The organism is Solitalea canadensis DSM 3403 (assembly GCF_000242635.2).
Lineage (GTDB): Bacteria > Bacteroidota > Bacteroidia > Sphingobacteriales > Sphingobacteriaceae > Solitalea > Solitalea canadensis.
The window spans coordinates 4,079,006-4,094,915 of record NC_017770.1; the positions used below are offsets into that span (position 1 = coordinate 4,079,006).

The following is a 15,910-nucleotide window of genomic DNA, read 5'->3' on the forward strand; positions in this document are numbered from 1 at the left end:
TTAATGAATAAGATTCCAACATATAGTATTTGCAATTTATTCGGAGCTGAGAATTGTACTAAAGACTTTATGGCCTGTGGTCTGCGTAGATTTTTGGATAATCAGTCGAGGCTTGTTATGCCTCATCGACATAGTTTTTACCAGATCATGTACATCTCAAACGGTTCAGGCAAATACATAGTCGATTTTACAACTTTTGAAATTGAACCCGGTCAGATCTATTTTTTATCACCGGGTCAAATTCATTCGTGGGAGTTTAGCGACGATGCAGATGGCTTCATTATTAATTTTGATGAGAGTTTTTTCACAGCAGTATGTTACAATCCTTATTTCTTAAATGAGTTTCCTTTTTTCAATTCGATGACCCAACGCTCTATGACGTTATTAAAAGAGGAGATCAAGCCGACAGTATTAAGTCTTTTTCAGCACTTGAAAACAGAGCATGAAGCAGATAATGATTTTAAAAATGATTATTTAAGAGCCTTGTTACTCCAATTACTTGTTGTTTTAGCCAGAGCTTGTCAGCCCGAAAAACAAACTGAAGCGACGCGGTACAATTACACATTATTGAGGAGTTTTGAAAAACTGATTGAAAGTAACTTCAAAACCAAAAAGTTACCAAAGGAATATGCTGAATTACTGTTCATTACGCCTAACCACTTAAATGCTGTTGTTACAAGTATTACTGGAAAATCGGCAGGTGAACTTATCCGTGATCGTGTTCTATTAGAAGCCAAAAGAATGCTGGTAAACTCTGGACAAAGTATTAGTGAGATTGCATGGGATTTAAATTTTGAAGATAATGCCTATTTCAGCCGATTCTTTAAAAAATATACCGGTGCCAGTCCTGACGAATTTCGAAGACAATTAGCTTAGAAAAGAACTTTTTTTGCTAAAAGCAAAACAATTTTAGCTCAGATTTTTTTATTACTCTGTATTTTTAATCCAAAATTACAGTCGATATTAAAATCTGTTAGCAAAATAAATGAAAATCCTCTACTCATACCTTAAAAACTATAAAGGCTTATTAGCATTAGCTCTTTTATTAGCCACAATTAATCAGGGCTTTTCCATGATGGACCCCTATATCTTCGGAAGGCTAATGGATGATTATGTAACCAAATTCAAAACGTTAAATTCCGACGAATTTTTCCACGGGGTAGGATTATACTTATTGGCAATTGTGGGCGTTGCATTTGTGTCTCGAGTTGCCAAAAACTTTCAGGATTATTTCGCGAATGTAATTGTTCAGAAAATGGGAGCTCAAATGTATAGTGATGGCTTGGCTCACTCCCTTGAATTACCCTACCAGGTTTTTGAAGATCAACGAAGTGGCGAAACGTTAGGAAAACTTCAAAAAGTAAGAACCGATGTTGAACGACTGATCACCACTTTCATCAATGTGTTGTTTACTTCCATCGTCGGAATTGTTTTCGTAACCGTTTATGCAATTAAAGTGCATTGGATCATTGCTCCGATGTTTATACTTGTTATTCCGATATTGGGTTTTCTAAGTTCAGTGCTGAGTAAACGCATCAAAAAAATGCAGAAAACAATTGTTTCAGAAACAACTGCATTAGCCGGATCAACTACTGAATCCCTCAGAAATATTGAACTGGTAAAATCATTGGGGTTGGCAAACCAAGAAATTGATCGTTTAAATGGCACTACTGTTAAAATATTAGGGCTAGAACTTAAAAAGGTAAAATACATCCGAAGTTTAAGTTTTATCCAGGGAACAACAGTAAACCTTTTACGTACCTCTATTATCTTCCTAATGATGTATCTTATCTTCCGGGAACAAATAACGGTAGGTCAATTTTTCTCGTTAATGTTTTATTCATTCTTCATTTTTGGACCACTTCAAGAGTTAGGAAATATCATTAATATTTATCGGGAAGCAGAAGTATCGCTTAACAACTTTGAATCAATTTTAAACACGCCAAAAGATGTGAAACCTGATCGTCCGGCCCATTTACCGAAAATTCAAAAATTAGATTTTGAAGAAGTAAGTTTCAAACACCAGTCGGCCAACAGAAACGCCATCTCAGATATTTCGTTTAGTGTAGAGCAAGGAGATACCATCGCATTTGTAGGTCCGTCCGGGGCAGGAAAATCAACCCTAGTGAAATTGTTGGTTGGTTTGTATCGTCCACAGGAAGGACAAATCCTCTACAATAACATTGATAGTAACAGAATAGATTTAGATGAATTAAGGGAGAAAATAGGATTTGTAACCCAGGAAACTCAATTATTTGCGGGAACGATCCGAGAGAACTTGAAATTTGTCCGCCCTGAAGCAACTGATGAAGAATGTATGGATGTTTTATATAAAGCTGCCTGTCATACTTTGCTCGCAAGGGCCGATAAAGGACTTGATACATTAATTGGAGAAGGGGGCGTAAAAGTATCGGGAGGAGAAAAACAACGATTATCAATAGCAAGAGCTTTATTACGTCAACCAGATTTACTTGTTTTCGACGAGGCAACCTCCTCACTAGACTCATTAACTGAAGAAGAAATTAGCAAGACAATTAGAGAAGTTTCTGAAAAAGCGGAACATATTACCATTCTGATCGCCCACCGATTAAGTACAATTATGCATGCTGACAGAATTTATGTATTAGAAAAAGGAATCATCACTGAGGCAGGAGGGCATCATGAGCTGCTAGACCAGAAAGGCCTTTATTACGCCATGTGGAGACAGCAAATCGGTGAACGACTCGAAGTATTAGATTAATAAGAAAATACAGTATATTAAGGGTAATTATGTACTATAACACATAATTACCCAACACTATGCTGCATGACTAATAGTACTCGCCAAAAACTTACTGCTTTAACAAAAAATGCAGCTTTGGCTAATAAGTTAGCGGCATTACAAGCTATCGACATTGAATTACCCACCATTTTTATTGTTCATGACCTGAACACGATGACAGTTGAATACATGTCACCCAGAGGAGAACAATTTTTGGGCTTTACAGTTAATGACCTTAAAAGCTTAGGCTCCGAATATTTCTCAAAGTTTTTTAACCCTGATGACGTTGCCGATTATCTTCCAAAAGTGTTAAGCTTATTACATGATAATGATAATGACGAAAAGCTGGTATGTTTCTTCCAGCAAGCAAGAGCATCAGAAAAACATGAATGGAAATGGTTCTTAAGCAGCACCAAAATTTTCCTAAGAAATGAACAGAATGTACCTTCTCACATTATTACAAATGCTACCCCTATTGATCCTCAATATCATATTACATCCAAGGTAAATCGATTGCTTCAGGAAAAAGATTTCCTTAAAAAGAACGAAGCCTTTTTTAACATGCTTACCAAACGAGAGATCGAAATTCTTCGATTAATTGCATTAGGTAAAAACTCTATTGAAATAGCTTTCATTCTTCATATCTCTGAAAAAACAGTGGTAACCCACCGAAGAAATCTTCGCTCCAAGCTTAATGTGCAAACATCTTATGATATTACCAAGTTTGCTCAGGCTTTTGACCTCATTTAATCACACCTATTGCATATACCCTAATTTTTGAATAACTTAAAAACAGTTAAGATTTATGCTCAATGATTTCTATTATTAAATTTAAACCGCTATTCTACTGCTCGGTAATTCTTGTTTGTTGCACATTGTTGGCGAACGGCCAGACAGTAAAAGTTTACCGAGATTCAACCTATAATTTTACTAATGACAGCACTTATAAGTTCAGGAATGGGAAAGTAATAATTAATAGAGACACGGTCGACAGAACACAGGCAAACAGCAACATGCAAGCGGTTTTTGAAGCCAATTATTTCCAACATCATCTAAAATTAAATCCTGTTAAAGGCCAGCTTATTTTTACGTTCTTAGGAGGGATTCAAAATCAAACTAACCTTGCCACCTATGGGCAACAAATAAGATTACCCAAAGGAGTAATAAATAGTGCTACTGAACAATGGCAAAGTGATGAACGACCCGAAGGCGTTTTAGTTTTAGCGCTTATCAATCCTAAAACAAACAAACCGGTTTGGGCGGCCGTTGGGTATGATCGCTTTTTTACGCGTGATTCTCAGAAAATAATCGATGCAATGTTTAAAGAAGCTTTTGAAAATTTCCCAAATAAAGGCACTTACTTTCCGGCAGATTACTATAAGAAACCTACTGTAAAAAAAACTCCGGCTTCGCCTAAGAAGCAGAAACAATAAACGGGTTATTTAAACTCTTTCCCAACCAAACGTATTGGCAACAGAGATTTTGTTTTAGCAAATGTTGCGGCAACGATTAACACTGTCATACAACCGCCAAATATCACCGCTCTGGTGGTCCCCATTATTTTTGCAGTTACCCCAGATTCAAAAGCGCCTATTTCATTAGATGACCCTATAAACATGGTGTTTACAGCAGATACTCTGCCACGCATATGATCGGGAGTAAGCATTTGAAAAATGGTCGACCGAATAATAACACTTACACTATCAAAAGCTCCCACCAAAAACAAAAAGACAATAGACAAGTAAAAATTCTTAGAGATACCAAACAAAATAGTGCAAATGCCAAACCCGGTTACGGCAACTATTAAATTCCGCCATGGACGAACAGCTGGTGTATATCGGGTCATTATCAGCATGGTAATTACAGCACCAGCAGATGGTGCCGCCCGCAATACGCCTAATCCCTCTGCTCCTACTTTTAAAATATCATTGGCAAATACAGGAAGTAAGGCAACGGCCCCGCCAAAGAAGACAGAAAACATATCAAGAGTCATAGCTCCGAGCATCATTTTCGTGTTAAAGACAAATTTAATTCCCTCTCCTAAACTACTCCACATCGACTCTTTCTTCTCTAATACATTAACAGGTTTACTTTTCAGCATTAAAAGGCTAGAAATAGATAATACCATTAATAGCAATACAATACCCATCGTAACAGACATTCCATAAAAACCATAAATCAGACCACCTGCAGCCGGGCCGGCGACAGCGGCTAACTGCCAGCACGAGCTGTTCCAGGAAGATGAATTTGGATATAATTCGCGCGGCACCAATGAAGCCATTAAAGAAAAAGCTGCTGGGGCAAAAAAACCTCTGGCTAATCCGTCTAAAAAAACAACCACATAAACAATTGCTATCAGTAAATGGGTGTTAATAGATTGATGCATTGAAGGCATTGTTACAACAAAAAGTAATGTAGCAGCCGTTAATATGGTACTGATGACAATGATCAGCATACTTCTTTTATTGGACCTGTCGGCTACATATCCCCCAAACAAAGCAACACAAAGTGCGGGTATCGCTTCAGCTAAACCAATCATTCCTAATGAAAGCGGATCTTTGGTTACACTATAAACAAACCAGCCCACAATAACAGCCTTCATTTGAAGAGCGAATGTTAAAAAGAAACGAGTACCTAAGTAAAAACGGAATTCAGGATAACGCAATGCAGCAAAGGCATCGGGTTTTACGGGAGAGTCAACTGTTTCTGACGGCACTTAATATTAATAGCTAAGAATGAAAAAGGGAATTAACCGGAACAAAGATAAATAACGTGCATTAAAACAACGCGTAACCAAAACAAAAGAGTTACCTAAAATTTGGTAACTCTTTAGACTGGCTATGTTATTATTAATTTAATTAAGACCGTTTTGATCGATAAGATAAACTAAAGTTGCCATTGCTGCGGCGCCAAGCTTTAACTCTCTTTCGTTTACATTTTCAAAAACATCTGTTTTTGCATGATGATAATCAAAGTAACGTTGTGAATCCGGTCTGAAACCGAACAAAGCTGTTCCCAATGATTTTAATGGACCAATATCTGATCCGGCACCCCCTCCTCCACCTATCTCTTTTAATCCATACTCATCAAATATCGGCGACCAACTCATTATTCTGTTTACGACTTCCGTGGATGCGTCAATAGAAAAACCACGAGGAGTTAACCCACCGGAATCAGATTCGATGGCTGCATAATGCTGTTCATTTGTTACTTTCGCATTTTCTGCATATTTAAGTCCTCCTTTTGTACCGTTCTCTTCATTCATGAACATTACAGCCCTAACAGTATGCTTGGGTTTAATACCCAATGCTTTAATGGTTCTCAATACCTCTACAGATTGCATAGTCCCTGCACCATCATCATGAGCGCCTTCAGCCAAATCCCATGAATCAAGGTGCCCTCCAACTGTTATTATTTTCTCTGGTTGCTCAGATCCTTTTATCTCGCCAATTACATTGTATGACAGTACATCTGGCAATGTTTTACAATTCATTTGATAGAAAAATTTAAGTGAAGGATCTGTTTTAAGAGCAGCACTTAAACTATTTGCATCTTTTGTACTGATAGCAGCTGCAGGAATTTTAGTAAGCTTTTCATCATAACGCATGGTACCTGTATGAGGAAACTCATCAATTTTGGTTGTCATAGACCGAACAATTACCCCTATTGCTCCATATTTTGCGGCCTCAATTGCACCTTGTACTCGCTGATTAACTGCTGCTCCATAAGCATTAAAGGTATGCAGTGTTTTAGGATTCATTGGACGATTAAAAAAAACTATCTTTCCTTTAATCTTCTCCTCTCCTAATTCCTTAAGTTGATCGAAGTTGAACACCTCAATAATAGTCGTTTCAATTCCCTTTTCAGAAGTTGCAACAGAACCGCCAAGAGCAGCTATTTCCACATTTATTTTTTTTCCGCCTGTTGCAAACCAGGCTTTTTCTTTAGCACCACGCTCCCAGTGCGGAACCATTACTTCCTGCAGATAAACACGGTCAAATCCGTACGATTCCATTAATGATCTGGTCCATTCTACTGCATTTTGTGCATTTGCTGAGCCGCTTAATCTCGGACCAATATTTTTACATAAATAATGTAGATTTTCATAGACTTTCCCATTTCCTAATACCTCTTCATAAATTTTACTTACAACCATAGAATCTGGATTGGAAGCATAGCTGCCTGTAGTAAACATGGCTACTGCAACTAAAAACAATAAACTTTTCTTCTTCATATATTAACCAAAAGTAATTCTCGACAAAATAATTCAAATAAAAACCCGGCAAGATTAAATCGGCCGGGCGTATATCTGGATTATTCCATCATTGCATATCGGGGTTGTTCAAAATACCAATTTGGTTTTGGTAAAGGCAAAATATCATCAAAACGTTTCACAAAGAACTTCCCTACATTTCCATCCGTTAACGTTACAATGTTAAGGTGCTGGTCAGAAACCTGCATTACCTGAACTAATACACAATCAAATGTTGTATCTACTCTGGATAAGTAGATATTATCATTGGTTACAACAATATCAGGCCCTTTTTTTGATTTCTTGTCTTTTTTATCAGCTTCTGTTGGTTTATAGGTGAGTCTAACAGGAACCTTTACAAAGTCTTTTCCATCACTATATAATTGTTGGGCCTTGTCCCATTCTGCACTTAAACTATCACAGTTCTTAGGCGTTAATTTCTTTAAAAAGCCCTCAGGAGTATTCAGGTACCAATTTTCTGCCTGTTGAATAATTCCTTTAGTTTGGGCAAATGAGAGATGAGCGGTAAATAAAGAAATGATAAGAACGACTAATTTCTTCATAAATTTATAACAGAATGTTTACTGCTGATAAATATATCAATTATTACGAAATTTTATCCCAAGTTATTTCCCTTTTACTTTTTTTCTCAAAATAAATACGAAGAGTTTTATTTTTTTCCATATTTAACATAGGATCCTCCTCCAATATCTGTTCTACACACCGACGCGCTTCGATCAAAATTTGCTGATCTTTTGCCAGATCTGCTAACCTTAAATCAAGCACACCACTTTGCTGAGTTCCTTCCAAATCTCCTGGTCCGCGTAACTTTAAATCCACCTCAGAAATCTCAAAACCGTCATTAGTCCTTTCCATGGTATCTAACCGAACTTTAGCTTCAGAAGATAATTTATGACTACTCATCAAAATACAAAAAGATTGTTCTGCTCCACGCCCAACACGTCCTCTCAATTGATGCAGTTGAGATAATCCAAATTTCTCTGCATTTTCAATAACCATTACGGAAGCATTAGGAACGTTTACCCCAACTTCAATAACTGTTGTAGCCACCATAATATGAGTTTCCCCATTTTTGAAACGATTCATCTCAAAATCCTTTTCAGCAGCTTTCATTTTACCATGAACAATACTTACCTGGTACTGAGGCTGTGGAAAAGATTTAGTGATGTGTTCATAGCCATTCATCAGATCGAGGTAATCCATTTTTTCTGATTCCTCAATTAAAGGATAAACAATATACACCTGTCTCCCTTTGGCAATCTCTTCTTTCAAAAATCCATGCAGGCGCAACCGGTGATTTTCGAATTTATGTAAGGTTTGAATAGGCTTTCTACCGGCAGGAAGCTCGTCAATTACAGATACATCTAAATCTCCATATAACGTCATTGCTAGGGTCCTGGGAATTGGAGTAGCTGTCATTACCAAAATGTGTGGAGGGCTACTATTTTTTTGCCACAATTTTGCACGTTGTTCTACACCAAACCGATGCTGCTCATCAATAATAACTAACCCCAGGTTTTGAAACTGAACTTTATCTTCAATTAATGCATGCGTTCCTACCAGTAATTTAAGTTCTCCGTTTGCCAATTCTTCAAATAACTTCTCACGTTGCTTCTTTTTAGTAGAACCGGTTAACAACTCAACCTTAACAGGCATATCTTTCAGCATCATTGAAATGGAATGAAAATGCTGAGTGGCAAGAATTTCTGTTGGAGCCATCATACAAGCCTGAAATCCATTGTCGATAGCCAATAACATCGACATTAACGCCACTACCGTCTTTCCGCTTCCAACATCACCCTGAACCAGCCTGTTCATTTGCATACCAGAGTTGGTGTCTCTCCTGATTTCCTTAATAACTCTTTTTTGGGCACCGGTCAGTTCAAAAGGTAAATGATTCGTATAAAAACCATTAAAATTATCACCCACTACTGAAAATAAGCTACCATTATGTAGACGTTTTTTGATTTGCTTATTAAAAAGTAATCGTAACTGAATAAAGAATAGTTCTTCAAATTTCAAGCGCGCTTGGGAACGCTGTAACAGCTTAGAGTCTTTGGGAAAATGAATTTGAATTAATGCATCTCTTCTTGACATTAATTTATATTGTTCCAAAGGAGCTTCAGGCAAATCTTCGTCTATAAAATTAGCACCCTGTTCCAAGAGATTATACACCAAACGCATAATACCTTTGGTGTCCAGGAAAAATAGCTTTAATTTTTCTGTAGACGAATAAACGGGTTGCAAAGCTGTCTGAAATTCTTTTTTAGCTTCTGAAACTAATTCCAGATCTGGATGAGGAAGATTCGCTTTATTATTAAAAAAGTTAGGCTTCCCGAAAGCAATATACTCCTTCCCTATATGAATATGTTTCTCTATAAATTTAATACCTTGAAACCATACTAATTCGAGATGAGAGCCTCTTTCATCCTGCAACGTCGCAACCAATCGCTTACGACGCTGCTCTCCAATTAATTGCTTGTCGACGATAATTCCTTTTAACTGGATATACTGAAGATCAGGCGTTATTTCTCCAATTCTATAGAACCTGGTTCTATCAATATAACGAAATGGGTAATGCCTGAGGAGGTCACCATAAGTATAAATATTCAGTTCTTTTTTGAGCACATCTGCTTTTGAGGGCCCAACGCCTTTCAAGAATTCAATAGGTGTATCAAAAAATCCTTTTCTTTCCACTAAAGCTAAAATAGTTAAACTTCCTACGCCATTTTGGGAAGTATTCTCTTTAAATATTCCCAATTAAAAAGTACCACGGCAACCCCTAACAAACTGTAAGATATTAGCTTTTGTGTTGTAAAGCCTTCATTATAATAAAAGTAGGCCACTGCAAATGCTATTATCGGATTAATGTAGATCAGAATTCCAGCAGTAGATGCAGGTATCTTGATCATGGAGTATAAACTTAAAAATAAAGGAATAATAGTAAATACCACAGCAAGTATTAAAATATTAACCCAAAAGCCAATTGTTACGGGAACTGTATGATGATTGATTACCTCAAGTGGGATAATAAATAAGCAGGATAGTAACAACTGTAAACCGAGGAGATTAAGTTTATTAAACCCTTGTATACTTCGCTGTACGATAAGATAACCAGCAAACAAAATAGCGACAAAGAAAGACCAAAATACTTCCATCGGGTGTCCCCATCCAAGTATGATTGCACTCACTATACTGATGCTTATCGCAATCCATTTTAGAGAACTAAGCTTTTCCTTTAATATAAAGAAAGCTCCGATAGCTGTTAATAGAGGGCAAACCATGTAAGCAAATGCCCCTGCCTGAACACTGATATAATTGACCAGATAGATATATGACAACCAATTACCAGTTAACAATACACTTGACAAAAATAATATCCCCCAAAAGTACTTTTTGTTCGAGGTTTGCTGTTTGTAATAAGCGAGATCTTGCCTTAAATAGGCTTTCCTAAATACTAATACCACTAACCACAAAATGGATAATGAGGCAAAAACTCTATAATTTAATATTTGATTGGGGGGATAACTTTTAAGATTTCTTACTAATACTGCCATAAATCCCCATATTACAGGAGAAATAATGGCAGCAATAAAGTATTTTAAGTTGGACTGATTTCCGTCTTCTTTCAAGATTTGTTAAAATTTAACGGCAACAACAGATATTTCAACACTTACATTTTTGGGAAGGCCTGCTACTTCAACAGTCTCACGAGCAGGGTAATTTCCGCTTAAATAACTTCCATAAATCTCATTCACAACAGCAAAATCGGCCATACTTTTTAAGAAAATTCCGGTTTTAACAACATTATCAAATGATAAACCTGCTTCTTTTAGAATTGCTGCCAGATTTTTCATTACTTGACGAGTTTCATTAGCAACATCACCGGTTAAAACTTCATTTGTCTCCGGATCAATAGCAATCTGTCCGGATACAAACAGTATATTACCTGCCCATACAGCCTGACTGTATGGACCAATCGGAGCAGGTGCATTTGTGGTATTTACAATTACTTTCATTAGAATATCTGTTTATTATTTGAGTATTTGATTTGAAGTTGATAGCCAAATCCGCTTATTTACGCGTTAGCAAGTCGATGATCTTATAAATTACCCCTGCCAAGAACATAATAATTGCGATTCGGTTAATCCAATGCATCACCCTTAGATTAAAGTTAATTGGACGATTGGGGTCTTTTTTACGAAAGAAATACATGTTTAGCTAATAATTAACCTTAACCACAAAAATAGAACTTTATCAACTATAAATTAGTACCAAATAAAAAAGGAGTCCAATTGGACTCCTTTTTTTTAATCATATCGTGTTACGATTATTGTTGTTTGAACTCAACACGACGGTTTTTCTGACGACCTTCTTCAGTATCGTTAGAAGCTACCGGACGAGTTTCGCCGTAACCTTTAGTAGTGATGTTACCTGATTTTACACCAGCTTTAACTAAAGCTTTCTTAACTGAAGTTGCACGACGTTTAGAAAGATCCATGTTATAAGCTTCAGTACCTTCAGCAGAAGCGTGACCTTCTAACAATAATTTACCGTTAGATGATTTTAATTCGCTAGCTAAGTTTTCGATAGCTGGAGCTGACTCTGGACGTAATTTATCAGAGTTAAAGTCAAACTGGATAGTATTGCTTGGTGCTTCAGGAGTTGGAGCAACTTCTTGTTTAGGGAATACAATAGTACGACCTGCACCGTCAACAACATTACCAGCTGGAGTGTTAGGCTCTTTGTCAAATACATCAGATACACCGTCACCGTCAGAATCTTTCTTAATATTAGAAACATCACCTTCGGTAGCAGCTACACGTGATTTAAGAGCTTCAACTTCTTGACGTAATTCGTTGTCTTTCAACTCATCATACATCAAAGCATATGGATTAACCCAGTCTAAGTTTTTCTTAGATTTGTTTCCTAATGCAAAGCTTAAACCAGCATAACCGTATGACCATTTGTCGTTAGTAGGACCAAACCAAGTTCTGTCTAAGTTGTCAGCATCTAAGAAATTCATGGTATAACCTAAATCTAAGTTAATACCTTCAGATAATTTGAATTTCAAACCACCGCCAACAGGGATAAACTGCTCAGTACGTTTTGCACCATCACCTGGATCGTATCCGGTTAAACCGTAACCACCTTGTACATATAACGCAACTTTGCTATCACGTTTTAATAATAAGCTGGTTAAATCAATTTGAGCTTGTAATGAAGCTGCATAGTTGATAGTAGTTTCGAAACTAGGAAAACCAGGATTAACTTGGCCGTTTGTGTTACCATTATAAGTACCAGAAACTTTACCACCTTGGTAATCTAATTTCAAACCGAATGCATGAGTAATTTGCTTTTGAATGTAAGCACCGTAACCGAAGTTAGCATCCCACTCATTGTAATCATTATGGCCACCTAAGAAAATAACTGGAGCAGCAACTCCACCATTGATTCCTATTGACCATGTTCTGAACTGTTTGGCTCCTCCAAACACTTTAGCGCCCCCATCCTGGGCAAACGCTGATAGCCCGCCAAACGCTGCAACCAGCGTCAATGCTGCTACCTTTTTAAAAGTAGATTTGTTCATAGTCGATCAAATATTAATTAGAATATATATTGTTCTGATAAAAAATTAGCGTAAATGCCATGCAAATATAGAACTTTTTCCTTAATTACATAACTTAGCCAAAAATCGTTCCAGTTTTACTTACGGTTATAATTACCTAAAAAACAAATAATCATTATGAAATATACAAATATTAATAACAATTTGTTTATCGAAAACAGAAAGAGATTTAATAAAAATTTACGCCCAAAATCCCTTGCTATATTTAATGCAAATGATGAGTGCCCTCAAAGTGGCGATCAGACATTCCCTTTCAAACAGAATGCCGATTTATTTTACTTGTGCGGAATTGACCAAGAACAAACAATATTGTTACTATTTCCCGATTGCCCGAATCCACTCTATAAAGAGGTTCTTTTTCTCAAAAAAACAAGTGAACATATAGCTATTTGGGAGGGTCATAAATATACGAAGGCGGAAGCTCGTGAAACATCTGGAATATCAACAATATTTTGGCTTGAAGAGTTCGAAGGATTACTCCCATCAATTATACATTATGCTGATAATGTGTATTTAAACACAAATGAAAACGACCGGTATGTTCATACTGTTCCGTATCGTGATCTTCGATTTGCTCAAGAACTGAATCAGAAATATCCTCATTTTAATTATCTCCGTTCAGCACCGATTATGTGTGATCTCCGAATGGTAAAATCAGCTATCGAAGTACAGCTTACACAGCTATCTTGTGACATTACAGAAAAAGCATTCAGAAGAGTTTTAAATTTTGTCAGTCCGGGTGTGACAGAATATGAAATTGAGGCAGAAATTATACATGAATTCATCAGAAATAGGGCAACAGGACACGCCTATAACCCAATCATTGCTTCAGGGAAAAATGCATGTGTGCTCCACTATAATGATAATAATCAAATTTGTAATAATGGAGATGTGATCCTTTTTGATTTTGGGGCTACCTACGGAAATTACAATGCTGATATGTCACGCTCTATTCCTGTAAATGGCAGATTCTCGGCACGTCAAAAAGCTGTTTACAATTCTGTGCATCATGTAATGAAGGAAGCTACTAAACTTCTGGTTTCAGGCACAATATGGAATGATTACCATGAAGAGGTGGGTAAAATAATGGAAGCTGAACTCGTAAAGTTAGGACTTATTGACAGGCATGATATTGAAAAACAAGATCCGAAGAACCCAGCTTATAAAAAGTACTTCATGCATGGAACCTCTCACCATCTTGGTTTAGATGTACATGACATCAGCAACCGTTACACACCTTTTCAAGCTGGAAACATATTAACTTGTGAACCTGGAATTTACATACTGGAAGAAGGATTGGGCATTCGTCTTGAAAATAACATTCTAATTACCAAAGAGGGCAATATTGATTTAATGAAAAATATTCCGGTTGATGCAGAAGAAATTGAAGAATTAATGAACGTTAATTAAAAACAATAAAGAGATTGAGAACTCCTTAACTCTCAATCTCTTTATTATCAAATTGTTTAACAAATCTATACAGGTTAAAGTTATCATTTCCCAGATTTGCCAATATCGATTTTAATAGGTCAGCTCTCCGGATGTTTCTCATCCTGTTTTGCTGTATTAATTTAAATGCCTTTTCCACTAATAGAAAAGGTTTTTTTGTGTTTTCTGAAACAGGATGATGTTGCTCGATATGTGCAAACAATTCCCCAATGCCTTCGTTTTTGTCTGCTATCGTCTTTACAACAGGAACACTCCAATTCGACTGAGGACGCTGATGTAGGAGTTTTTTAATATTTCCTGCAAATTCGTCTGCACCAATATGGTCGGCTTTGTTTACAACAAAAATATCTGCGATTTCCATCAAGCCCGATTTAATTGTTTGGATTTCATCGCCAGCTTCTGGGACAAGAACTACAATTGTTGTATCAGCCAACCCAACAATTTCTACTTCTGACTGTCCAACTCCAACCGTTTCAACTAAAATATAATCGAATGACGCCGCTTTCATGATATCAACAACTTCAATGGTTTTAGTAGACAAGCCACCTAAGGAACCTCTTGTAGCAAGTGATCTTATGAAGACGCTATCATTATTGAAATGCTCTACCATTCTAATTCTGTCGCCTAATAGAGAACCGTAATTAAAGGGGGAAGTTGGGTCAATTGCTACTATTCCTACCTTTTTACCCGCATTAGTGATATGACGTATTAACATATTAACCAATGTACTTTTACCGGCTCCTGGAGGCCCCGTAATACCAATTACAGGCACTTTCTTCGAAAAATCAAGCTTTAACAACAATTCTCTTGAACCTTCAGATTCATTTTCAACTAAACTTATCGCTCTTGAAATTGCACGAAAGTTTCCTTTAGTGATTTCGTCCATGAAGGTATTTTCTTTCATCGATTATTTGTTTTGTTTTCAAAATAAATAAATAATTACGATTCACCGTCATATAAGGAGTACCAGAATATCCTCTCAAACTGTTTTTAATTTTTACCTTTGCGCTTTAAAAGTTTTTTAAATACTCTATGCATCATAAGTTAAGTGCAGTAATAATAACATATAATGAAGAACGCAATATTGAGCGGTGCATTAAAGCATTGGTTGATTGGGTAGACGAAATTATTATTGTTGATTCACAAAGTACTGATAACACTGAAAATATTTGTAAAAGATATCCAGTAAAATTCTATTCCACTCAGTGGTTGGGATATGGTCCTACAAAAAATTATGGATCTACTTTAGCTACGAATGAATATATTTTATCACTTGATGCTGATGAGGAAATTTCTGAATTATTAAGAAATAACATAATTGAGGCACGCAAAAATGGATTAGACGCTGTTTACCGTTTTAACAGGCTAACCAATTTCTGTGGAAAATGGATAAAACATGGCGATTGGTACCCAGATACAAAAGACCGTATCTATCCTCGAAATATAGAGTGGAACACAGCAGCAGCTCACGAAGAACTTTTAATACCTGCAGATATCAAGCGCATTCATCTGAAAGGTAACTTATTACATTATTCGTATTATAGTAAAGAAGATTTAGTCAGAAAGTACAAGAAATATGCAGAATTACTTGCTGAAGACAGAAAAGATAAATCCAAGGTTTTTCTTTTTTTAAAAACAGTATTTAGTCCCCTGGTATATTTTATTAAAAACTACTTCTTAAAAGCTGGCTTTTTGGATGGCAAGGCCGGCTTTATTGTTTATTCTCAAGGCGCCTACTATACTTTTTTGAAGTATAAATTGGCATTAAAAAAATCTTCTGTTAACTGATTTATCACTA

General features: G+C 36.4%; 15 protein-coding genes. 6 read left to right on the forward strand and 9 right to left on the reverse strand.

The features are described from left to right. The first annotated feature begins 3 nt into the window (after window positions 1-3). From SOLCA_RS16970 to SOLCA_RS16985, 4 genes are all read left to right on the forward strand, one after another. Window positions 4-876: a helix-turn-helix domain-containing protein gene (locus tag SOLCA_RS16970; RefSeq protein WP_014681692.1), complete on the forward strand. Its 873-nt coding sequence runs from the start codon at window positions 4-6 to the stop codon at window positions 874-876. A gap of 109 nt (window positions 877-985) precedes the next feature. Then, window positions 986-2,740 carry an ABC transporter ATP-binding protein gene (locus SOLCA_RS16975; RefSeq protein WP_014681693.1) on the forward strand — a complete coding sequence of 585 codons (1,755 nt, stop codon included), beginning with the start codon at window positions 986-988 and terminating at the stop codon, window positions 2,738-2,740. A 66-nt stretch (window positions 2,741-2,806) separates the two neighbouring features. Next, window positions 2,807-3,511: a LuxR C-terminal-related transcriptional regulator gene (locus SOLCA_RS16980; protein ID WP_014681694.1), complete on the forward strand. Its 705-nt coding sequence runs from the start codon at window positions 2,807-2,809 to the stop codon at window positions 3,509-3,511. A 62-nt stretch (window positions 3,512-3,573) separates the two neighbouring features. Continuing rightward, on the forward strand, window positions 3,574-4,194 hold the full coding sequence (locus SOLCA_RS16985) for a DUF4136 domain-containing protein (RefSeq protein WP_014681695.1): 621 nt from the start codon (window positions 3,574-3,576) through the stop codon (window positions 4,192-4,194). 5 nt (window positions 4,195-4,199) lie between these two features. Here SOLCA_RS16985 and SOLCA_RS16990 read toward each other — a convergent pair whose 3' ends face one another. From SOLCA_RS16990 to SOLCA_RS17020, 8 genes are all read right to left on the reverse strand, one after another. Continuing rightward, window positions 4,200-5,477, reverse strand: coding sequence for an MFS transporter (locus SOLCA_RS16990; RefSeq protein WP_014681696.1), 1,278 nt, complete (start codon window positions 5,475-5,477; stop codon window positions 4,200-4,202). A gap of 138 nt (window positions 5,478-5,615) precedes the next feature. Then, the gene (locus tag SOLCA_RS16995) at window positions 5,616-6,995 is read right to left on the reverse strand and encodes a M20/M25/M40 family metallo-hydrolase (RefSeq protein WP_014681697.1); all 1,380 of its coding nucleotides are present in this window, start codon (window positions 6,993-6,995) and stop codon (window positions 5,616-5,618) included. Window positions 6,996-7,075: 80 nt separating this feature from the next. Continuing rightward, window positions 7,076-7,576, reverse strand: coding sequence for a hypothetical protein (locus SOLCA_RS17000; RefSeq protein WP_014681698.1), 501 nt, complete (start codon window positions 7,574-7,576; stop codon window positions 7,076-7,078). 43 nt (window positions 7,577-7,619) lie between these two features. Then, window positions 7,620-9,743 carry an ATP-dependent DNA helicase RecG gene (recG, locus tag SOLCA_RS17005; RefSeq protein WP_407635816.1) on the reverse strand — a complete coding sequence of 708 codons (2,124 nt, stop codon included), beginning with the start codon at window positions 9,741-9,743 and terminating at the stop codon, window positions 7,620-7,622. Between the two features lie 11 nt (window positions 9,744-9,754). Further along, window positions 9,755-10,666 carry an EamA family transporter gene (locus SOLCA_RS17010; RefSeq protein WP_014681700.1) on the reverse strand — a complete coding sequence of 304 codons (912 nt, stop codon included), beginning with the start codon at window positions 10,664-10,666 and terminating at the stop codon, window positions 9,755-9,757. Between the two features lie 6 nt (window positions 10,667-10,672). Continuing rightward, window positions 10,673-11,053: a RidA family protein gene (locus SOLCA_RS17015; RefSeq protein ID WP_014681701.1), complete on the reverse strand. Its 381-nt coding sequence runs from the start codon at window positions 11,051-11,053 to the stop codon at window positions 10,673-10,675. 55 nt (window positions 11,054-11,108) lie between these two features. Next, on the reverse strand, window positions 11,109-11,249 hold the full coding sequence (locus tag SOLCA_RS23840; protein WP_014681702.1) for a DUF6728 family protein: 141 nt from the start codon (window positions 11,247-11,249) through the stop codon (window positions 11,109-11,111). Between the two features lie 115 nt (window positions 11,250-11,364). Beyond that, complete coding sequence (locus tag SOLCA_RS17020; protein ID WP_014681703.1) at window positions 11,365-12,624, reverse strand: OmpA family protein; 1,260 nt, start codon at window positions 12,622-12,624, stop codon at window positions 11,365-11,367. A gap of 156 nt (window positions 12,625-12,780) precedes the next feature. Between SOLCA_RS17020 and SOLCA_RS17025 the strand changes: the two genes are divergently transcribed. Further along, complete coding sequence (locus tag SOLCA_RS17025; protein WP_014681704.1) at window positions 12,781-14,073, forward strand: aminopeptidase P family protein; 1,293 nt, start codon at window positions 12,781-12,783, stop codon at window positions 14,071-14,073. Between the two features lie 25 nt (window positions 14,074-14,098). Here SOLCA_RS17025 and meaB read toward each other — a convergent pair whose 3' ends face one another. Then, window positions 14,099-15,016 (reverse strand): methylmalonyl Co-A mutase-associated GTPase MeaB, encoded by a 918-nt coding sequence (gene meaB, locus SOLCA_RS17030; protein WP_014681705.1) that lies wholly within the window; start codon window positions 15,014-15,016, stop codon window positions 14,099-14,101. 128 nt (window positions 15,017-15,144) lie between these two features. On the opposite strand from meaB, the gene SOLCA_RS17035 reads away from it, so the two are divergent. After that, window positions 15,145-15,900, forward strand: coding sequence for a glycosyltransferase family 2 protein (locus SOLCA_RS17035; protein ID WP_014681706.1), 756 nt, complete (start codon window positions 15,145-15,147; stop codon window positions 15,898-15,900). Window positions 15,901-15,910 lie beyond the last annotated feature (10 nt).